At 61.2% G+C, this 18,631-nt stretch carries 19 protein-coding genes and 1 other RNA gene; 10 read left to right on the top strand and 10 right to left on the bottom strand.

All coding sequences use genetic code 11. The annotated features are described in order from the left end of the window. Positions 1 to 192 precede the first annotated feature (192 nt). The 3 genes from rho to NTD81_RS12725 all read left to right on the top strand — a co-directional run bounded on the left by rho (position 193) and on the right by NTD81_RS12725 (position 4,037). A complete protein-coding gene (gene rho / locus NTD81_RS12735) occupies positions 193 to 1,452 on the top strand; it encodes a transcription termination factor Rho (RefSeq protein ID WP_262182845.1) in 1,260 nt (419 codons plus the stop codon). Positions 1,453 to 1,602: 150 nt separating this feature from the next. Further along, on the top strand, positions 1,603 to 3,069 hold the full coding sequence (ubiD, locus tag NTD81_RS12730) for a 4-hydroxy-3-polyprenylbenzoate decarboxylase (RefSeq protein ID WP_262182844.1): 1,467 nt from the start codon (positions 1,603 to 1,605) through the stop codon (positions 3,067 to 3,069). Further along, positions 3,069 to 4,037: a CDP-6-deoxy-delta-3,4-glucoseen reductase gene (locus NTD81_RS12725; protein WP_262182843.1), complete on the top strand. Its 969-nt coding sequence runs from the start codon at positions 3,069 to 3,071 to the stop codon at positions 4,035 to 4,037. The genes ubiD and NTD81_RS12725 overlap by 1 nt, the downstream gene beginning before the upstream one ends. Before the next feature lie 18 nt (positions 4,038 to 4,055). Here NTD81_RS12725 and glpT read toward each other — a convergent pair whose 3' ends face one another. Together glpT and NTD81_RS12715 are read right to left on the bottom strand one after the other, a co-directional pair. Beyond that, on the bottom strand, positions 4,056 to 5,384 hold the full coding sequence (glpT, locus tag NTD81_RS12720) for a glycerol-3-phosphate transporter (RefSeq protein WP_262182842.1): 1,329 nt from the start codon (positions 5,382 to 5,384) through the stop codon (positions 4,056 to 4,058). A 147-nt stretch (positions 5,385 to 5,531) separates the two neighbouring features. Next, complete coding sequence (locus NTD81_RS12715; protein WP_262182841.1) at positions 5,532 to 6,512, bottom strand: NADPH:quinone oxidoreductase family protein; 981 nt, start codon at positions 6,510 to 6,512, stop codon at positions 5,532 to 5,534. A 156-nt stretch (positions 6,513 to 6,668) separates the two neighbouring features. On the opposite strand from NTD81_RS12715, the gene NTD81_RS12710 reads away from it, so the two are divergent. Next, positions 6,669 to 7,076: a flagellar basal body-associated protein FliL gene (locus NTD81_RS12710; RefSeq protein ID WP_262182840.1), complete on the top strand. Its 408-nt coding sequence runs from the start codon at positions 6,669 to 6,671 to the stop codon at positions 7,074 to 7,076. Positions 7,077 to 7,081: 5 nt separating this feature from the next. On the opposite strand, the gene NTD81_RS12705 is transcribed toward NTD81_RS12710, so the two are convergent. Further along, positions 7,082 to 7,531 (bottom strand): EVE domain-containing protein, encoded by a 450-nt coding sequence (locus NTD81_RS12705; protein WP_262182839.1) that lies wholly within the window; start codon positions 7,529 to 7,531, stop codon positions 7,082 to 7,084. 133 nt (positions 7,532 to 7,664) lie between these two features. On the opposite strand from NTD81_RS12705, the gene NTD81_RS12700 reads away from it, so the two are divergent. Further along, a complete protein-coding gene (locus NTD81_RS12700) occupies positions 7,665 to 7,799 on the top strand; it encodes a hypothetical protein (RefSeq protein WP_262182838.1) in 135 nt (44 codons plus the stop codon). A gap of 62 nt (positions 7,800 to 7,861) precedes the next feature. On the opposite strand, the gene NTD81_RS12695 is transcribed toward NTD81_RS12700, so the two are convergent. The 4 genes from NTD81_RS12695 to NTD81_RS12680 all read right to left on the bottom strand — a co-directional run bounded on the left by NTD81_RS12695 (position 7,862) and on the right by NTD81_RS12680 (position 9,243). Further along, the gene (locus NTD81_RS12695) at positions 7,862 to 8,464 is read right to left on the bottom strand and encodes a 5-formyltetrahydrofolate cyclo-ligase (protein ID WP_262182837.1); all 603 of its coding nucleotides are present in this window, start codon (positions 8,462 to 8,464) and stop codon (positions 7,862 to 7,864) included. A 48-nt stretch (positions 8,465 to 8,512) separates the two neighbouring features. Continuing rightward, positions 8,513 to 8,691: non-coding RNA, 6S RNA (ssrS, locus tag NTD81_RS12690), on the bottom strand. A 40-nt stretch (positions 8,692 to 8,731) separates the two neighbouring features. After that, complete coding sequence (locus NTD81_RS12685; protein WP_262182836.1) at positions 8,732 to 9,037, bottom strand: cell division protein ZapA; 306 nt, start codon at positions 9,035 to 9,037, stop codon at positions 8,732 to 8,734. After that, a complete protein-coding gene (locus NTD81_RS12680; RefSeq protein ID WP_262182835.1) occupies positions 9,037 to 9,243 on the bottom strand; it encodes a TIGR02449 family protein in 207 nt (68 codons plus the stop codon). The genes NTD81_RS12685 and NTD81_RS12680 overlap by 1 nt, the downstream gene beginning before the upstream one ends. 309 nt (positions 9,244 to 9,552) lie before the next feature. Here NTD81_RS12680 and NTD81_RS12675 point away from each other — a divergent pair, with 309 nt between their 5' ends. Genes NTD81_RS12675 through NTD81_RS12655 form a run of 5 tightly spaced genes read left to right on the top strand, consistent with a single transcriptional unit; the run spans position 9,553 to position 14,377 of the window. Next, entirely contained in the window at positions 9,553 to 10,107 is a 555-nt protein-coding gene (locus NTD81_RS12675; protein WP_262182834.1) for a YecA family protein, read from the top strand. A 35-nt stretch (positions 10,108 to 10,142) separates the two neighbouring features. After that, positions 10,143 to 11,477, top strand: a complete 1,335-nt coding sequence (gene pepP / locus NTD81_RS12670) for a Xaa-Pro aminopeptidase (protein ID WP_262182833.1) — start codon at positions 10,143 to 10,145, stop codon at positions 11,475 to 11,477. A 3-nt stretch (positions 11,478 to 11,480) separates the two neighbouring features. Then, a complete protein-coding gene (gene ubiH, locus NTD81_RS12665) occupies positions 11,481 to 12,668 on the top strand; it encodes a 2-octaprenyl-6-methoxyphenyl hydroxylase (protein ID WP_262182832.1) in 1,188 nt (395 codons plus the stop codon). Next, a complete protein-coding gene (locus tag NTD81_RS12660; protein ID WP_262182831.1) occupies positions 12,665 to 13,150 on the top strand; it encodes a DUF4442 domain-containing protein in 486 nt (161 codons plus the stop codon). Before ubiH ends, NTD81_RS12660 begins: the two co-directional genes overlap by 4 nt. A gap of 9 nt (positions 13,151 to 13,159) precedes the next feature. After that, entirely contained in the window at positions 13,160 to 14,377 is a 1,218-nt protein-coding gene (locus NTD81_RS12655) for a 2-octaprenyl-3-methyl-6-methoxy-1,4-benzoquinol hydroxylase (RefSeq protein WP_262182830.1), read from the top strand. 18 nt (positions 14,378 to 14,395) lie between these two features. On the opposite strand, the gene NTD81_RS12650 is transcribed toward NTD81_RS12655, so the two are convergent. From NTD81_RS12650 to rfbC, 3 genes are all read right to left on the bottom strand, one after another. Continuing rightward, a complete protein-coding gene (locus NTD81_RS12650) occupies positions 14,396 to 15,778 on the bottom strand; it encodes a sigma-54-dependent transcriptional regulator (protein ID WP_262182828.1) in 1,383 nt (460 codons plus the stop codon). Then, positions 15,775 to 17,589, bottom strand: coding sequence for an ATP-binding protein (locus NTD81_RS12645; protein WP_262182827.1), 1,815 nt, complete (start codon positions 17,587 to 17,589; stop codon positions 15,775 to 15,777). Before NTD81_RS12645 ends, NTD81_RS12650 begins: the two co-directional genes overlap by 4 nt. Positions 17,590 to 17,695: 106 nt before the next feature. Continuing rightward, complete coding sequence (gene rfbC, locus NTD81_RS12640) at positions 17,696 to 18,241, bottom strand: dTDP-4-dehydrorhamnose 3,5-epimerase (protein ID WP_262182825.1); 546 nt, start codon at positions 18,239 to 18,241, stop codon at positions 17,696 to 17,698. Positions 18,242 to 18,631: the final 390 nt, after the last annotated feature.

Genomic DNA, 18,631 nt, shown 5'->3' with positions numbered 1-18,631 from the left:
GATGCTGGACGTATCAATTCGTGCGGTGTTACATTCGGTCTCGCTGTATTTCCTATACAGCCTTCTGCATGCCGTCGCCGACGCATTCCTATTCGAATCTTTCGATAAACAAGCAGGCGCCCAGCCGGTCTCTCGGTACGGCCTTCCAAGCTCAACAGCTTATTTCCCTCCTTCAATGATTACGTCATTCCTATGAATCTGACCGAACTCAAGCAAAAGCCGATTACCGAACTGCTGGAACTCGCTGAACAACTGGGCCTGGAAAACATGGCTCGTTCGCGCAAGCAGGACGTGATTTTCTCGCTGTTAAAGAAACATGCAAAAAGCGGTGAGGAAATCTCCGGTGATGGCGTGCTGGAGATTCTCCAGGACGGTTTCGGCTTTCTCCGCTCCGCGGATGCCTCGTACCTCGCTGGCCCAGATGACATTTATGTCTCGCCGAGCCAGATCCGCCGTTTCAACCTGCGCACTGGCGACACCATTGTTGGCAAGATTCGCCCGCCGAAAGAGGGCGAGCGTTATTTCGCCCTGCTCAAAGTTGACACCATCAACTATGACCGCCCGGAAAACGCCAAGAACAAAATTCTGTTCGAGAACCTGACGCCGTTGTTCCCGAACAAGCGCCTGCTGATGGAAGCCGGTAACGGTTCCACTGAGGACATCACCGGTCGTGTTATCGACCTGTGTGCACCGATCGGTAAAGGCCAGCGCGGCCTGATCGTGGCGCCGCCGAAAGCCGGTAAGACCATCATGCTGCAGAACATCGCAGCTAACATCGCGCGCAATAACCCTGAGTGCCACCTGATCGTTCTGCTGATCGACGAGCGCCCAGAAGAAGTGACCGAAATGCAGCGCACCGTGCGCGGCGAAGTGGTGGCTTCGACCTTCGACGAGCCGCCAACCCGTCACGTGCAAGTGGCTGAGATGGTGATCGAGAAGGCCAAGCGCCTGGTTGAGCACAAGAAAGACGTGGTCATTCTGCTCGACTCCATCACCCGTCTGGCGCGTGCCTACAACACCGTGATTCCAAGCTCCGGCAAGGTACTGACCGGTGGTGTCGATGCCCACGCTCTGGAGAAGCCTAAGCGTTTCTTCGGTGCGGCACGTAACATCGAAGAAGGCGGTTCGCTGACCATCATCGCGACCGCGCTGGTGGAAACCGGCTCGAAGATGGATGAAGTGATCTACGAAGAGTTCAAAGGCACTGGCAACATGGAGCTGCCGCTGGACCGTCGTATCGCTGAGAAGCGTGTGTTCCCGGCCATCAACATCAACCGCGCCGGTACTCGCCGCGAAGAGTTGCTGACGGCTGATGACGAGCTGCAACGTATGTGGATTCTGCGTAAGTTGCTGCACCCGATGGATGAAATTGCAGCCATCGAGTTCCTCACCGATAAGCTCAAAGCGACTAAGACCAACGACGAGTTCTTCCAGTCGATGAAGCGTAAGTAAGCGACTAGCCTGGCTAGGATTGCTGAGCTTGCTGCCACCAAAGCCGGGTAATACCGGCTTTTGTGCATCTACCGAGTGGCCATTTAGTACCTGTGGCGATGTGGCTAAACTGGCCGGCCCAGTGGCTTGCGCCCCAACCGAGGCATCTTTATGCAGTATCGCGACCTGCGCGATTTTATCCGCGAGCTAGAAGCGCGCGGTGAACTCAAGCGCATTCAAACGCCGGTGTCGCCGGTGTTGGAAATGACCGAAATCTGTGACCGCACCCTGCGTAAAGGCGGGCCGGCGCTGCTCTTTGAGAACCCCACGGGCTTCGATATGCCGGTGCTCGGCAACCTGTTTGGCACACCTAAGCGTGTGGCCTTGGGCATGGGCGCGGAAGAGGTCAGCGAGCTGCGCGAAATCGGCAAGCTGCTGGCCTTCCTCAAAGAGCCGGAGCCGCCTAAGGGCTTGAAAGATGCCTGGAGCAAGCTGCCGATCTTCAAGAAGGTCATCAACATGGCGCCCAAGGTGCTCAAAGATGCGCCTTGCCAGGAAGTGATCGAGGAGGGCGATGACGTCGACCTCAGTAAGCTGCCGGTGCAAACCTGCTGGCCGGGCGATGTCGGCCCGCTGATCACCTGGGGCCTGACCATCACCAAGGGGCCGAATAAAGAGCGGCAAAACCTCGGCATTTATCGCCAGCAGGTGATCGGGCGGAACAAGGTCATCATGCGTTGGCTCAGCCATCGTGGCGGCGCTCTGGATTACCGCGAGTGGTGCGAGAAATTCCCCGGTAAGCCGTACCCGGTGGCCGTGGCGCTGGGTGCTGATCCGGCGACCATTCTCGGCGCGGTGACGCCGGTGCCGGACAGCCTGTCCGAATATGCCTTTGCGGGGCTCTTGCGCGGGCATAAAACCGAATTGGTCAAAGCCCGTGGCAGCGACCTGCAAGTGCCGGCCAGTGCCGAGATCGTGCTGGAGGGGGTGATTCACCAGGGCGAGATGGCCGACGAAGGCCCATACGGCGATCACACCGGCTACTACAACGAGGTGGACCGCTTCCCGGTGTTTACCGTGGAACGCATCACCCGCCGGCACAAGCCGATCTACCACAGCACTTACACTGGCCGGCCACCGGATGAGCCGGCGATTCTCGGGGTGGCGCTGAACGAAGTGTTTGTGCCGATCCTGCAGAAGCAGTTCCCGGAAATCACGGACTTCTACCTGCCCCCGGAAGGCTGCTCCTACCGCATGGCGGTGGTGACCATGAAGAAGCAGTACCCCGGCCACGCCAAGCGCGTGATGCTTGGGGTGTGGTCGTTCCTGCGGCAATTCATGTACACCAAGTTTGTCATCGTCACCGATGACGACATCAACGCCCGCGACTGGAACGATGTGATCTGGGCCATCACCACGCGCATGGACCCCAAGCGCGACACGGTGATGATCGATAACACGCCAATCGACTATCTGGACTTCGCCTCGCCGATCTCTGGCCTCGGCTCGAAAATGGGCCTGGATGCCACCCACAAGTGGCCGGGCGAGACCACTCGCGAATGGGGTCGGGTGATTGTGCAGGACCCAGCGGTGAAGCAGCGGGTGGATGAGCTGTGGTCAGAGTTGGGAATTGATTGATGAAAGTCACCCTGAATCCTTCAGGTGCGGTCCTTGAGGTCCAGCCCCACGAGCGCATCCTCGATGCGGCGCGGCGCTTAGGTTACGACTGCCCGCAAAGCTGCCGTAACGGCAATTGCCATATCTGCGCGGCGCTGCTGGTTGAGGGCCGCGTGCTGCAAGACGGCGTTGAGTTGGATCACGGCGAGCTGTTCACCTGTCTGGCTCAGCCGCTGCAAGACTGTGTGGTGCACTGGGATGGTGTGCTGGCCCCCGGTGAGTTGCCGGTGCGCGAGCTGGCCTGCCGAGTCTTGGGCTGTGATGAGGTCGGTGGCGATGTGCTGCGCGTGCGCCTGCAGGCGCCGGCGGGCAAGCTGCCGCGTTATCACGCCGGCCAGTATCTGCTGCTGCAGCGTAGCGCCGAGGACTATGCGGCGTTCTCCCTGGCCTCGGCGCCGCACAGTGGCCGCGAACTGGAGCTGCATGTACTGGCCCGCGATGACAAGACTCTCGAACTGATGGCGCAACTGCGCAGTCAGCCGACCGTCAGGGTCAAGCTGCCGTTTGGCGATACTCACTTGGCTGAGCTGCCTGATGGCCCGCTGGTGCTGCTGGCGGCGGGGACCGGCATGGCGCAGATGCAGAGTTTGATCGAGCACTGCCGCGCGGCTGGCTTTAGTCATCCGGTGCATCTGTACTGGGGTGCCCGGCGTCCGGAAGACTTCTACGCGCTGGCGCATTGGTCGCAGTGGCAACAGCTGCCCAATCTGTTCCTGCATCAGGTGGTCAGTGATGAGTGCGCGTGGAGCGGGCGTTTCGGCCTGTTGCATGAGGCGGTGCGTGAGGACTTTCCTGACCTCAAGGCGCTGCATGTGTATGCCAGCGGCTCGCCAGCGATGGTGTATGCCACCCTAGATGCGCTGGTGGACGCCGGCATGGATGCGCATCAAATGCGTGCCGACGTCTTCGCCTACGCGCCACGGGCCTGAGGCAAGCCCTGCCGCCGCTTAAGTGGCGGCAGGTTTTTTACCTAAGGTCAGGCTCAGGCAGAGAATGGCCAGCACGCAGGCGCCCAGCATCAGCTTAAAGCCGCCATCCCAGCCGAAGTGATCCACCGTGTAGCCAACCAAGGCACTGGCCGCCACTGATCCGCCCAGGTAGCCGAACAGCCCGGTAAAGCCTGCCGCCGTGCCCGCGGCTTTCTTCGGCACCAGTTCAAGCGCCTGCAAGCCAATCAGCATCACCGGGCCGTAGATCAAAAAGCCGATCATGATCAGCGCCGCCATATCCACGCTGGGGTTGCCTGCTGGGTTGAGCCAGTACACCAGAGTGCCAACGGTCACCAGCAGCATAAACACCACGCCGGTGGCGCCCCGGTTGCCCTTGAACAGCTTGTCCGAGAGCCAACCGCACAGCAGGGTGCCGGGTATGCCGGCCCACTCGTAGAGGAAGTAAGCCCAAGACGACTTATCCACGGTAAAGCCTTTGGCTTCCTTCAAGTACGTAGGCGCCCAATCGAGCACGCCATAGCGCAGCAGGTAAACAAACACGTTGGCTAAGGCGATGTACCACAACAGCTTGTTGCGCAGCACGTAGGTGACAAAGATCTCCTTGGCCGACAGCTCTTGCTCGTGTTGCTCGTTGTAGCCTTCGGGGTAGTCGTTTTTATACTGCTCAACCGGCGGCAAACCGCAGGACTGCGGGGTGTCGCGCATGCACACATAGGCAAACAAGGCTACGGCGATGGCGACAAACGCCGGCAGATAAAACGCCGAACGCCAGTCGGCAAACCAAAACAGGCCGAGCAAAAACAGCGGGCCGATCAGGCCGCCGCCGACGTTATGCGCCACGTTCCACACCGACACCACGCTGCCGCGCTCTTTCTGCGACCACCAATGCACCATGGTCCGCCCGCTCGGTGGCCAGCCCATGCCTTGCGCCCAGCCATTGATAAACAGCAGCACAAACATGATCGCCACGCTGGACGTGGCCCAATGGCTGAAGCCCATCAGCAGCATCACGCCGGCCGACACCAGCAAGCCAAAGGGCAAGAAAACCCGGGGGTTGGAGCGGTCAGACACCAGGCCCATGATGAATTTCGACAGGCCGTAGGCGATGGCAATAGCCGACATGGCCAGGCCCAGCTGGCCACGGCTATAACCCTCATCGATGAGGTAGGGCATGGCCAGGGAAAAGTTTTTGCGCAGCAGGTAATAGCCGGCGTAACCGATAAATATCCCGGCGAAGATCTGCCAGCGCAGGCGCCGATAGTCGCGGTCGACTTGTTCGGCAGGTACTGCGGGTTGATGGGGTGCGGGGCGAAACAGTGCAAACATGACCAACTCCCTAGTCGTCTCCAGCGCAATCCAGTGCGCGGCGGCAACACTACCTGTTTCGGCAGGGGAGCAGTAGGGTCAGGCGATCAATGTGCAATTAGCCGCTAACGCGGCAGCTGGGTGCTGCCGCGTTAGCCGGGGGCGGGACTAGCGGACGTTGACCACCAGTTTGCCCACCGCCTTGCGCTGGGTCAGGGTGGTGATCGCGTCGCTGGCTTGCGCGAGGGCGAAGGTTTGCGACACCAAGGGCTTGATCTTGCCTTCAGCGTGCCAGGCAAACAGCTGCTGGAAGTTGGCCGCGTTGTCCTGCGGTTGGCGCTGAGCGAAGGAGCCCCAGAACACCCCGACCAGCGCCGCGCCTTTAAGCAGTGGCAGGTTCGCCGGCAGCGCGGGGATGCCACCGCCAGCGGCAAATCCCACCACCAGATAGCGACCGTTCCAGGCCATATTGCGAAACGCCGGCTCCAGCAGCTCGCCGCCGACTGGGTCATAAACCACATCCACACCTTGGCCATTGGTCAGGGTCTTCAGTGCGTCCTTGAGGTTTTCTTCGCTGTAATTGAGCAGATGGTCGGCGCCGGCTTTACGCGCCACCTCGAGTTTTTCAGCGCTGCTGGCGGCGGCAATCACCGTGGCGCCCAAGGCTTTGCCGATCTCCACAGCGGCCAGGCCGACGCCACCAGAGGCGCCGAGCACCAGCAGGGTTTCGCCGGGCTGCAAGTGGGCTCGTTGCTTGAGGGCATGCATGGATGTGCCGTAGGTCATGCCAAAGGCTGCGGCGGTGGTGAAGTCCATGCTTTCAGGCATGGGCAGCACGTTGTAGGCCGGCACGGCGACCTGCTCGGCAAAGCTGCCCCAGCCGGTGAGGGCCATGACCCGTTGGCCGACTTTTAAGTGGCTGACTTTCTCCCCCACCGCGCTGATCACTCCTGCTGCTTCGCCGCCAGGGGAAAACGGCAAGTTCGGTTTGAACTGGTATTTGCCCTCGATAATCAGGCTGTCCGGGAAATTCACCCCAGCGGCGTGCACGTCCAGCAGCACTTCGTTGGCTTTGGCCACAGGCGCGGCGGTTTCTTCCAGAACCAGGCTATCGGCGGGGCCGAAGGCTTTGCACAGCACAGCTTTCATCGGGCGTTTCCTCTGCGATGGGTGGTTCTGCAGTGTAGATGGGGGGGGAAGGGGGTCAACGAGCATACTGATGCCTGATGCCATGGCATAAGCTTGGGACTTGGGTACTGGCGCTGCAATAGCTATGCTTAGGCGCAAATTGCTGAGGATCTTCTAGTGAAAGCCCTGATTAGCCTGCTGTTGTCCTGCTCTGTGATGCTGACCGCCCACGCTTCGCAAAGCGCCGAGGAGCAAGAGGGCGTGCCACAGGTGGCCTACGTCACCTTAGCTCCGGCGCTGGTGGGTAACTTTGGGGAGGGCGCACGGCTGAAGTTCTTTAAGGCCGACTTGTCCTTGCGCGTGACCGGCAAGGACAACGAAGACAAGGTTAAGCACCACGAACCCTTGATCCGCAACCAGTTGGTAATGCTCTTTTCGCAGCAAACCGAAGCCGCCATGGCCGCACCAGAAGCCCGCGAGACCTTGCGCGTGGAGGCGCTGAAACAGGTGCAAGCAGTGCTGACTGGCGAAGAAGGTCAGCCGCTGGTTGAGGACTTGCTGTTCAATAACCTGATCATTCAGTAAGGCGCCTAGGCCAACGCCAGGATCGCGGCCCACTCTTCTGCGCTGACCGGCATCACCGACAAGCGACTGCCTTTTTGCACTAAGGCCAAGCCGCTGAGAGCGCTCTGGGTTTTCAGGCGGCTCAAGGGGATGACCCGCTCGAACAGGCGATTAAAGCCTACGTCGGTGGCACTCCAGGGGTTCTTCTCTGCGCTGGCTTTAGGATCAAAGTAGTGGCTGTCGGCTTGCAGCGCGGTGGGGTCAGGGTAGTGCGCACTGATAATCTCGCCGATGCCGGCTATCCCCGGCTCGGGGCAACTGGAGTGATAAAAAAAGAACAAATCGCCGGGCTGCATGCTGCGCACAAAGTTGCGTGCTTGGTAATTACGTACCCCATCCCAGCGGGCTGTTTGCCGGTGGCGCAGGTCGCGGATGGAGAGCTCGTCGGGTTCTGATTTCATTAGCCAATAAGGCATGAACTTTGCTCCTAAGTTTAAGTCCCTTAGCGGTCAGTTTGCTTCGTTCCAGTTTTGCGGGGCGAGCACCCAAAGGGATCTATAAAAATAACGCAGCGGTCACACCGTGCGATGCACCAAATAGGGGAGTGGAATGAAGCGTAAACCAGATATGTTGATGATATTGCTGGTGCTGTTTGGTTTGGGCGTGGTTACCACGGGTTACACCCAGAGTTTATGGGAGCGTAACGTTGAGGTGACGGCGGTCCAGCAGAGCAGCGACAGATAATACTCAGGGTGCCGCAGGGAGCGCGGCACTTTTGCAACAGTCACTTCGCCCCTCTGTTTAATTCAATACCAGCCGCCATCCGTCACCGTCCCTTGCAGCGGCACATCCCAACTGGCCATGGCCAAATGCGGCACCTGCTGGCATTCATGGGCTAGGCCCAAAAGCGTCGGTTTCTGCCAATTTTTGCGCCTGCTGCGATACGCCAGGCTGCGATCATAAAAGCCCCCGCCCATTCCTAAGCGCCCTCCATGGCGATCAAAACCCACCAGCGGCAGCAAGACTAAATCCAGGCTCCATACCGGCCGTTGCTGGGCGCGGTTAGGGCGTGGCTCAAGAATGCCAAAGCGGTTCGCTTGCAGGCGCTCACCGGGACGGATGCGTTGGAAGGCCATGTGCGTGCGCGGCCAGCGATTAAGCAGTGGCAGGTACGTGGCCTTACCGCGCTTTTGCGCGGCGCGCAGCAGCAGGTGTGGATCGATCTCGCCGTCGTTGGCTAAATACAGCGCGATATGGCGCGCGCGGCGGAATAATGGATGCTGCGCCAGTTGTCGATACAGCTTTTGGGCGGCTTGGCGCTGGGCACTGGGGCTTAAGGCACGGCGCTGAGCGCGCAATTGGCGGCGTAGTTGGGCACGGCTTAAGGGGGCGGGGGTAGTGTCGAGCATCGGCTGGGCCACTGGCGCTTACTGTGGCAGTAAGCGGTGAGAATCTGAGGACTCCCCGACGTGCCGCTGTCGGTTTAGCCCTTGAACCCGAAGAGTTCAAGGTGGAGGTTACAGGGAGCGTTAAGGCTTTCCGTCAGGCGGACATGCACACCTGCTCCACTTGTAACCCCCGGGTTTGTGCGTATCGGCTCAGGGACATCACCAACTGGCGCACACTCCAGGGAGCGCCGGCAGTATACCCGATGGTGTCGGGTGGGTCAGCCGCTATTAGTCATCGCTGTCGTTGCTGAGCGCGTTATCGACGCGGTTGAGCAGGCTACGTACCTGATCCTGTGTGGCTCCGGCTTGTTGTTCGGCGTGCTGCTGTTTGTGCAATAAATCGTGGGCGATATTCAGTGCGGCCATCACGGCGACACGATCAGCCCCGATCACCTTACCGCTGGAACGAATCTCACGCATTTTGCCGTCCAGATAGCGGGCAGCGCTTTCCAGGTTAGTGCGTTGATCGCTCGGGCAGGCGATGCAATATTCTTTGTCCATGATCTGGACGGTAAGGGTGTTCGACTGAGTCATTAGTCCTGCTCCAGGGCTTTGAGGCGCGAAATCATGGATTCGACCTTATGCCGGGCCATTTCGTTCTTTTCAATAAGATGGGCGCGCTCTTCGCGCCATGCTTTTTCACTCGCCAGAAGCAGTCGATTTTGCGCCTTGAGCTGCTCGACACGCTGGATCAGTAACTCCAACTTAGCCGTAAGGGCATGCAGATCGGCATCTTCCATGGATTCTCTACTCGTGGGTGTGTGAGCGGGCTGATGGTCGAAAAATAGCGTCTTTCAGTGTTCTACAACAGTATCAAATACTGTCTGGGGCGTTATGTGGGCCATCGCTCATGTCTAATTGCGGCCCCTATAGTGTGCAAGACCGCACCGCGACATACCAATATCCGCTAAGCCGGTACGCGGCGCAGCAGCGGTGGGTGGGGTGAGTAGGCGCAACTGTCGCGCACCATGATTAGTCTTGGTGCGTCTGCCGGTGCTAGGATACAAGGCCTCCATTCTAGTCATTGCGCGGTCTTGCGCCTAGCTCATATGCCCACTTCGAATTCGCCTTACACCGCCTTTGCTGCCCTGCTCAACAGCAGTGGCCACACCGTTTCCCCTGCTGAGCTGCATGGCTTGCTGCTGGGCCGTAGTTGCGCCGGCGCAGGCTTCGAGCCCGAGCCTTGGCTGCAGGACGCCGCCGACCTGCTGTCGGCTCCAGCCGAAGACAACGTGCGCCAAGCGCTGATCGGCCTGCAGGAGATGGTCAAGAATGAACTGTCCGGTGGCGATATCGCCGTGGTTCTGCTGTTGCCTAACGATGATGCGCCGCTGGCTGAGCGCACCGCTGCGTTGGGCCAATGGTGCCAAGGCTTTCTCGCTGGCTTCGGGCTGATTGCCCGCGACAGCGCCCTGAGCGCCGAAGCCATGGAAGTTTTGCAAGATCTGTCAGCCATCGCCCACATCCAAGATGCTCTGGATGAGTCGGACGAAGGTGAGAGTGACTACATGGAAGTAATGGAATACCTGCGTGTGGCGCCTTTGCTGCTGTTTAGCGAAAACGCCAAGGCAGAGGTTGCCGCGCCGAAACCGTCGCTGCATTGATCTTCATGCATTTGCTATAGGGACTTAACTCGCTCATGACCAGCATTCCGAAGTCAGAATACGCCCGCCGTCGCAAAACCCTGATGGCGCAGATGGAACCCAACAGCATCGCGATTTTGCCGGCCGCGCCGGTGTATATCCGCAACCGCGATGTGGAACACATCTACCGTCAGGACAGTGACTTCCAGTACCTCTCCGGCTTCCCCGAGCCAGAAGCGGTGATTGTGCTGATCCCAGGGCGAGAGCACGGTGAGTATGTGTTGTTCTGCCGCGAGCGCGATCCGCTGCGTGAGCTGTGGGACGGCCTGCGCGCCGGCCAGGACGGTGCCATCAGCCAATATGGCGCCGATGATGCGTTCCCCATTGGCGATATCGACGACATCCTGCCGGGGCTGATTGAAGGCCGCGACCGCGTGTATTCGTCGATGGGCACCAACCATGAGTTCGACCGCCAGTTGATGGAGTGGATCAACGTGATCCGTTCCAAGGCGCGTCAGGGCGCGACCCCGCCTAATGAGTTCATCACCCTTGAGCATTTGCTGCATGACCTGCGCCTGTACAAGTCGGCGGCGGAAGTGAAGGTAATGAAGGAAGCTGCGGATATTTCCGCCCGCGCCCACGTACGGGCCATGCAAGCCAGCCGCGCCGGCCTGTATGAGTACCATCTGGAAGCGGAGCTGGATTACGAGTTCCGTAAGGGCGGGGCGAAGATGGCGGCCTATGGCTCCATTGTCGCTGCCGGCAAAAACGCCTGCATCCTGCATTACCGCGAGAACGATGCGCCGCTTAAAGATGGCGACCTGGTGCTGATCGACGCGGCCTGTGAAATCGACTGCTACGCCAGCGATATCACCCGTACCTTCCCGGTTAACGGCAAGTTCAGCCCTGAGCAGAAAGCTATCTATGAGCTGGTGTTGGCGGCACAAGAAGCGGCCTTTGCCGAGATCGCCCCCTGTAAACACTGGAACCAAGCCCACGAGGCCACTGTGCGGGTGATTACCGCTGGCTTGGTGGAATTGGGTCTGCTGAACGGCGATGTCGATGAGCTGATCGCCAGCGAAGCCTACCGCGACTTCTATATGCACCGCGCCGGCCATTGGCTGGGCATGGATGTGCATGACGTCGGCGAATATAAGGTTGGCGGGCAGTGGCGCGAGCTGGAAGTGGGCATGGCCATGACGGTCGAGCCGGGCATCTATATCGCCACCGACAATATGAATGTGGCGAAGAAATGGCGCGGCATTGGTGTGCGCATCGAAGACGACGTGGTGGTGACCAAAACCGGCTGCGAAATCCTTACTGGCGGCGTGCCGAAAACCGTCGCTGAAGTCGAAGCACTGATGGCTGCCGCGCGCAGTCAGGCGGCCTGAGTGATGCAGCAGGTGGATATTGCGATCATCGGTGGGGGCTTGGTCGGCGCCAGTTTGGCGTTGTGCCTGCAAGCCGAGGCCAAACAGCGGGGCTGGTCGATCTGCTTGATCGAGCCGTTCACCCCCGGCCAAGGCTATCAACCCAGCTATGACGCACGCTCCACCGCGCTGTCCTTCGGCTCCCAGCAAATCTACCAGCGCTTAGGCCTGTGGCAGGCGATCAGCCAACGTGCCGAGCCGATCAGCCAGATTCACGTGTCCGACCGTGGGCGCTTCGCGGCAGCGCGCTTAAGCGCCGCCGATGAGGGCGTGCCGGCGCTGGGGTTTGTGGTGGAAAACGCCTGGCTCGGCGAGTGCCTGTGGCAAGCCCTGGACCAAGACGTGGTGAGCTGGCGCAGCCCGGCCCAGGTCAACCAGATGCAGGCCTTGGCCGACGGCTATCGGTTGAGCCTGGATGACGGCAGCGAGCTTGAGTGCCAGCTGGCGATTCTCGCCGAGGGCGGCCGCAGTGGCTTGCGCGAGCAACTGGGTATTGATATCAGCGTTACGCCTTATGGGCAGAGCGCGCTGATCGCCAATATCACCCCGCAAGAGCCGCACCAGGGTATGGCGTTCGAGCGCTTTACCGAGCAGGGGCCGATGGCCATGTTGCCGCTGGCGGATAACCGCTGTGCGTTGGTCTGGACCCGCACCACGGTCGAGGCGCAGCGGTTGCTGGAACTGGATGAACGCAGCTTCCTTAGCCAGTTGCAGGAAGAGTTCGGTTATCGCTTGGGCAGCTTGCGCCAAGTCGGCGAGCGCCATGTGTATCCGCTGGCGCTGACGGCGGCCAAGGAGCAAATCCGCAAGCATTTGGTGGTGCTGGGTAACGCCGCCCACAGCCTGCATCCCATTGCCGGGCAGGGCTATAACCTGTCGCTGCGCGATACCTGGGTGCTGGCCGAAACCCTGCTCAATAGTCCTGAGCCGTTGGGCACGTTGGCGCCCTTGCAGCGTTACTTCGACAGCCAGCAGCGTGATCAGCAGTTCACCGTGGGCTTCTCCCACCAGGTCACGCGTTTGTTCAGCACGGGTCAGCCGCTGTTGGCCGCCGGACGCAACCTGGGCTTGCTGGGCTTGGATTTATTGCCGCCGGCCAAACACTGGTTCGCCCGCCAGGCCATGGGCCTCGGCACCCGGGTGCAGCCATGAGCAGCGCGGCGAAGTTAGCCGCCCGGGCGCGGCGCTTGCGTTGGTTGATGAACCTTTACCCGCCGTATCTCGGCGCCGGTATCCGGGTGCAGGAAATCAGCCCGGACTTTCGTCGCGCGCGGGTGAAGATGGGCTTGGGTTGGTACAACCGCAACTACGTCGGCACCCAGTTTGGCGGCAGCCTGTATGCCATGACCGACCCGTTTTACATGCTGCTGATCATGGAGTCCCTGGGCCGCGATTACATCGTCTGGGACAAGGCCGCCAGCATCGACTTCGTCTCACCCGGTAAAGGCCCGGTGTACGCCGAATTTATTATTGATGACGGCCTGCTTGAGGAGATTCGCCAGCGCACTGCCAGTGGCGAGAAGTACTTGCCGCAGTTGCAGGTTGAGGTACGCGACGGCCAGGGTGAGTTGGTCGCGCGAGTTGATAAAACCCTCTACGTGCGCCTGAAACCGCGCGCTCGGCAGGCAGTTTAAGGATGTGTTATGCAAGCGGATTTGATCATTGTAGGGGCTGGGATGGTGGGCAGCGCCTTGGCGCTGGCCCTGCAGGACCAAGGCCTGGAAGTGCTGCTGGTAGATGGCGGCGGGCTTAACGTCAGCCCGTTTAATGCAAGCGATGCCTTCGAGCCGCGGGTCAGTGCCTTGTCCATGGCCAGTCAGCGTGTGCTGGAGCGCTTGGGCGCCTGGCCGGCCATCGCCGCCAAACGTGCCTGCCCCTATAGCGAGATGCAGGTGTGGGACGGCTCCGGCACCGGGCACATCCACTTCAGCGCGGCCAGCGTGCATGCCGAGGTGCTCGGCCATATCGTCGAAAACCGCCTCGTGCAGGACGCGTTGTATGAGCGTCTGCTCGACAGCTCCGTGGGGCTGTTGGCCAATGCCCGCGTGGAACAATTGCGTCACTCTGGCGATGGCTGGCTGCTGACCCTGCACGATGGCCGCGAGTTGCGCACGCCCTTGCTGGTGGCCGCCGATGGCGCCAATTCGGCGGTGCGCCGCCTGACCGGTTGCCCGACCCGCGAGTGGGATTACCTGCACCACGCCATCGTCACCAGCGTGCGTGTGAGTGAGCCGCATCAGGCCACGGCCTGGCAGCGTTTTACCGATCATGGTCCGCTGGCCTTTCTGCCGTTGAGTGGCGCGGCGGATGAGCACTGGTGCTCGATCGTCTGGTCAGTGACCCCGGAAGAAGCCGAGCGCTTGATGGCCTTGGACGATTCTGGCTTTTGCGCTGAGCTGAGCGAGGCGTTCGAGCAGCGTTTGGGCACAGTGCTGTATGCCGATCAGCGTCTGTGCATTCCGCTGCGGCAACGCCACGCCAAGCGCTATGTGGAAGACGGCTTGGTGCTGATCGGCGACGCCGCCCACAGCATTCATCCGCTGGCCGGCCAGGGCGTTAACCTGGGCTTTCTCGATGTGGCGGTGCTGGCTGAAGTGCTGCTGCATGCCGCCCAGCGCGGCGAGCGCTTGGCTGATGTGAAGGTGCTCAGCCGTTATGAGCGCCGTCGTATGCCGCACAACCTGGCGATGATGGCGGCGATGGAGGGCTTTGAGCGCCTGTTCCAGTCTGACCAGCTGGCGCTGCGCTGGGTGCGTAACAGCGGCCTGAAACTGGTGGATAAACTGCCGCAAGCCAAAGCCCTGTTCGTGCGTCAGGCCTTGGGCCTGTCCGGCGATTTACCGGAGTTGGCCCGCGCCTAATACCTGTGCCGGGGCCGCTTAGGCCTCGGGTGGCAGGCTGTTGTCGGCGAAATTCAGCCCATGTTTGCGCAGCTTGTCGTGCAGGGTTTTGCGTGGCAAACCCAGAGCCTCGGCGAGGCTGCGCAGGGAGCTGTGCGAACGCTGCATCTCGGCATTGATCAGGCTGCGTTCAAAGGCTTCGACCTGGGCATTGAGGCCGCCGCTGACGGCGCTTTCGTCGTCGTGGCTGGCGCTCGGTGCGGCATCATCTAACTCCAAGCCCAGGCCTAAGGCAAAACGCTCGGCGACGTTTTGCAGCTCACGCACATTGCCCGGCCAGCTATGGCGCAACAGCGCCGCGCACTGCGCCGGCTGCAACTGGCGTTCGGCCAAGCCATGGCGTTCGCGGGCGGCCTGGCTAAAGCTGTGGAACAGATGCAGGACGTCCTCACCGCGCTCGCGCAGCGGTGCAATACGCAGCGGGGCGACGTTGAGGCGGTAATACAGGTCGGCGCGAAAGCGGCCCTGGTCGGCGGCTTGGCGCAGGTCTTCTTTGCTCGCGGCGATCACGCGGATATCCAAGGGAATCAGCTGATTGCCACCGAGGCGCTCGACCACGCGTTCCTGCAACAGGCGCAGCAGTTTGACCTGCACTTCCAGACTCATGCTCTCGATTTCGTCGAGGAACAGGGTGCCGCCGTTGGCGAACTCAAATTTGCCGATACGGCGTTTTTGCGCGCCGGTAAAGGCGCCTTGTTCGTGCCCGAACAGCTCGCTTTCGACCACTGACTCCGCCAGGGCGCCGGCGTTGATCGCCACGAAGGGCCCGTCGCGGCGGTTGGACAGGTCATGCAGGGCGCGCGCCACCACCTCTTTGCCGGTGCCGGTCTCGCCTAAGATCAGCACGTCGCTGTTGATCGCCGCCAGCGCGCCGATCTGCTCACGCAGGCGCTGAAGTGGCTGCGACTGGCCGAGCAGGCGACTCGCCAAGGTCTGCCGGTCCGCCAGGGCCAAACGCAGGCTGCGGTTATCCAGCACCAGCTGACGCAGGGCTAAGGCGCGGCGCACGCTGTCGAGCAGGTCGTCGCTGGCGAAGGGCTTTTCCAGAAAGTCGTAGGCGCCGCTGCGCATGGCTTGCACCGCCAGCGGGATATCGCCGTGGCCGGTGATCAGCAGCACCGGCAAATCGGCGTCTTGCTCGTGCAGTTGGGCGAGCAACTGCAAACCGTCGATATCCGGCATGCGGATATCGCTGACCACCACCCCCGGCCAGTCGCGCTCAATGCGCGCGGCCACGCCTTTGCCGCTGGCCAGGCTCTGGACTTTAAACCCGGCCAGATCGAGGGTTTGGCTCAGGGCTTGGCGCAGGTGCGGATCGTCATCGATCAGCAGTACCTGGGTGTGCCCGTCAATCATGCTCATACAACAAAATCCTCTGCCGACTGCGGTTTGATGCCTTGCTCCACTGCGCGTAAACGCAGGGTCAGCACGGCGCCGCCGCTTGGGTGATTACTGAGCACCAGCTCGCCGCCGAGGCTGCGCATCAGCGTATCGCAAATGGCCAACCCCAGGCCCAAGCCCTGGGCGCTGGTCTTGGTGGTGAAGAACGGCTCGCGGGCCCGCTGCAAGGCTTGCGCGCTAAAGCCGGGGCCATTGTCGCGCAGCTGCAACTCCACGCCATAGTCACTCAGCGTGCTGCTGAGCCACAGGCGCCGTGGCGGCGCGACTTCGCTTAAGGCATCGAGGGCATTGGCCAACAGGTTACCCAGCACCTGGCGCAGGCGGGTTTCGCCGGCTTGCACCCACAGGGTGGCCTCGGGCAGGTCGCGGATCAGTTCCACTTCGAGGCTGCGCCTGCGCTTGGCCAGCAGGGCGAGGGCGTCGTCCAGGGCCGGTTGCAGAGCCACGCTTTCCGGGGCGTGGCGATCACGCCGGGCGAAGGCGCGCAGATGGGCGGTGATCGAGGCCATGCGTTGGGTCAGCTGGCTGATCAGCTTGAGGTTGCCGCGTGCGTCTTCAATGCGCTGGTGATCGAGCAGCACGCCGGCGTTGTCGGCATAACTGCGGATGGCCGCCAGCGGTTGGTTGAGCTCATGGCTGATGCTGGCGCTCATGGTGCCCAGCGCCGACAGCTTACTGGCCTGGACCAATTCATCTTGGGCACAGAGCAATTCCTGCTGGGCTTGTTCGCGCTCCAGCACTTCATCTTTCAGGCGGCTGTTGAGACGCTCCAGGTCCTCGGTGCGTTCTAGCACGCGCTGTTCCAGTTCTTGCCGGGCGCGGCTGTCGAGGGCAATCCGCTCCAGATAATGGCGCTGGCGCTGCATCAGCAAACCCAGGGCCAGCAGTAACAACAGGAGCAGGCCGCCGGCGGCGACCATGGCCGTGCGTACCGGGCGGTCGAGCAGGCTGCGCGGGCTTAAGATGCTCACCGTCCAGCCGGTCTCCAGCAGTTGCCGATCCTGGCGCAGCCATTCTTCGTTTTTGAGCCTGAGCGGCGGTGGCGCCTGAGTCGGGTAGGGCAGGTTGGCCATAATCGCCATGCGCTCGACTTTGTCCAGCGGGCGGCTGGCGGTGAAGCGCCATTGGCTGTTGGAGGTGAGGATGACCACCCCTTGGGCGTCGGTCACCAGCAGTTGTTCAGGGGTATTGCCCCACAGGGTTTCGATATGGTCGAAGTCGACCTTGATCACCAGCACCCCTAGATTGCGTCCCGCATCGCGCATGGCTGCAGCAAAGTAATAGCCGCGCTTGCCGGAGGTGGTGCCGAGGCCAAAGAAGCGCCCCAGTTGGCCGGCGATGGCTTCGCGGAAATAGGGGCGAAAGGCAAAGTTGCGATTCACGAACGAATCGTCCTGCTGCCAGTTGGAGGCGGCCAGGCTATTGCCGTCGGCGTCCATCAGGTACACCACCTGCGCCCCGGTTTGCTGGCTGACTTGCTCCAGCAGGCGGTTTGCCGCGGCAATCACCTGGGGATCTTTGGGCGTCGCCAGGGCCTGCCGCAGCGCCGGCAAGTCGCCGAGGATCGGCGGCAGCACTTCATAACGACGCAGGCTGCCGAGCAGGTTCGCCACGTACAGATCGAGGGTCTGGTGATTTTGCTCGACCAGCTTGGCCAGGTAGTAGCGCTGCGCCAACTGCTGCACCGGCCACAGCAAGGGCGCCAGGACCAAGGCCAGGAGAATCAGGCTGCGCCAGCGCGGGCGGCGTAGGTGAGCAAAGACAGTGGGCATAACGGGCTCGGGACGGCTAAGGAAAGGCGCTGAACGGGCTCAGCGCCTGGGCACATCTTATCCAGCTTAGTGGGCGAGGCGGGCTAGCCTGCTAATCATGGCGGACTCAGGCAAACACCTGGGCGGTGGCCAACAGGCTGCCGGCTTGGTCCTTGGCCGACAGTTGCGGCGCTTCACTGAGCTGCCAGTCAATCGCCAGGCTCGGGTCATCCCAGCGGATGCAGCGCTCATGCTCGGGGGCGTAGTAGTCGGTGGTCTTGTAGAGAAATTCTGCGAACTCGCTGAGCACCACAAAACCATGGGCAAACCCTTCCGGTATCCACAGCTGGCGTTTGTTCTCGGCCGACAAGCGGACTGCCACCCATTGGCCGAAGGTTGGCGAGCTGCGGCGGATATCCACGGCCACATCCAACACCTCGCCCGCGCTGACCCGGACCAGCTTGCCCTGGGCCTGCTGCACTTGGTAATGCAGGCCGCGCAGCACGCCGCGAGCGGAGCGCGAGTGGTTGTCTTGGACAAACTCCGACTTAACGCCGGTGGCTTCGGCAAAGGCGCGGGCGTTGAAACTCTCATAGAAGAACCCGCGATCATCGCCAAATACGCGGGGTTCCAGGATCAACACTTCGGGGATAGTGGTGCTCACAACTTGCATGGGCAGGACTCAACTGGGGATGTAGGGGCAAATCATAGCCAGACTGGCCGGCGAAGTGTTGTTGAGCGTGCGTGGGCGCAGCAAGCGACCAACGGTGGCGAGCCGGGCTAGGCCACGGCTGCCGCTGCGGCGCGGGCAAGCCTGGCGCGTGGTCGAGGCCTCAGGCTGCGCATAGGTTTGCCTCGGTCGTCAGAAAATTCATATAGATCATTGAGTTGCCGCGACTTTTGTCTGATTGTGACAAACCAGAGAGTGTTTCATTCTGTTTCAAGCTTTCTTTACTGGTTCGCCGCTGATCCAGCCGTGAGTGGCTGCGGGACACAACTGCCCAAAAGGTAGCTGTGGTGTCGGCAGGTTTGGGCTTACTCAGCCTGGGTCTGGGCACTCGGT

The organism is Pseudomonas sp. 5P_3.1_Bac2 (assembly GCF_025465995.1).
Taxonomy (GTDB): domain Bacteria; phylum Pseudomonadota; class Gammaproteobacteria; order Pseudomonadales; family Pseudomonadaceae; genus Aquipseudomonas.
Note: the sequence above shows the minus strand (reverse complement) of the source record. Positions and strands in the feature narration are given on the sequence as shown.

What these genes read in the sequence shown, in the direction of transcription:
- rho (WP_262182845.1), top strand. Translation starts at nt 193, where the DNA reads ATGAATCTGACCGAACTCAAGCAAAAGCCGATTACCGAACTGCTGGAA.
- ubiD (WP_262182844.1), top strand. Translation starts at nt 1,603, where the DNA reads ATGCAGTATCGCGACCTGCGCGATTTTATCCGCGAGCTAGAAGCGCGC.
- NTD81_RS12725 (WP_262182843.1), top strand. Translation starts at nt 3,069, where the DNA reads ATGAAAGTCACCCTGAATCCTTCAGGTGCGGTCCTTGAGGTCCAGCCC.
- glpT (WP_262182842.1), bottom strand. Translation starts at nt 5,384, where the DNA reads ATGTTTGCACTGTTTCGCCCCGCACCCCATCAACCCGCAGTACCTGCC.
- NTD81_RS12715 (WP_262182841.1), bottom strand. Translation starts at nt 6,512, where the DNA reads ATGAAAGCTGTGCTGTGCAAAGCCTTCGGCCCCGCCGATAGCCTGGTT.
- NTD81_RS12705 (WP_262182839.1), bottom strand. Translation starts at nt 7,531, where the DNA reads ATGCCTTATTGGCTAATGAAATCAGAACCCGACGAGCTCTCCATCCGC.
- NTD81_RS12700 (WP_262182838.1), top strand. Translation starts at nt 7,665, where the DNA reads ATGAAGCGTAAACCAGATATGTTGATGATATTGCTGGTGCTGTTTGGT.
- NTD81_RS12695 (WP_262182837.1), bottom strand. Translation starts at nt 8,464, where the DNA reads ATGCTCGACACTACCCCCGCCCCCTTAAGCCGTGCCCAACTACGCCGC.
- NTD81_RS12685 (WP_262182836.1), bottom strand. Translation starts at nt 9,037, where the DNA reads ATGACTCAGTCGAACACCCTTACCGTCCAGATCATGGACAAAGAATAT.
- NTD81_RS12680 (WP_262182835.1), bottom strand. Translation starts at nt 9,243, where the DNA reads ATGGAAGATGCCGATCTGCATGCCCTTACGGCTAAGTTGGAGTTACTG.
- NTD81_RS12675 (WP_262182834.1), top strand. Translation starts at nt 9,553, where the DNA reads ATGCCCACTTCGAATTCGCCTTACACCGCCTTTGCTGCCCTGCTCAAC.
- pepP (WP_262182833.1), top strand. Translation starts at nt 10,143, where the DNA reads ATGACCAGCATTCCGAAGTCAGAATACGCCCGCCGTCGCAAAACCCTG.
- ubiH (WP_262182832.1), top strand. Translation starts at nt 11,481, where the DNA reads ATGCAGCAGGTGGATATTGCGATCATCGGTGGGGGCTTGGTCGGCGCC.
- NTD81_RS12660 (WP_262182831.1), top strand. Translation starts at nt 12,665, where the DNA reads ATGAGCAGCGCGGCGAAGTTAGCCGCCCGGGCGCGGCGCTTGCGTTGG.
- NTD81_RS12655 (WP_262182830.1), top strand. Translation starts at nt 13,160, where the DNA reads ATGCAAGCGGATTTGATCATTGTAGGGGCTGGGATGGTGGGCAGCGCC.
- NTD81_RS12650 (WP_262182828.1), bottom strand. Translation starts at nt 15,778, where the DNA reads ATGAGCATGATTGACGGGCACACCCAGGTACTGCTGATCGATGACGAT.
- NTD81_RS12645 (WP_262182827.1), bottom strand. Translation starts at nt 17,589, where the DNA reads ATGCCCACTGTCTTTGCTCACCTACGCCGCCCGCGCTGGCGCAGCCTG.
- rfbC (WP_262182825.1), bottom strand. Translation starts at nt 18,241, where the DNA reads ATGCAAGTTGTGAGCACCACTATCCCCGAAGTGTTGATCCTGGAACCC.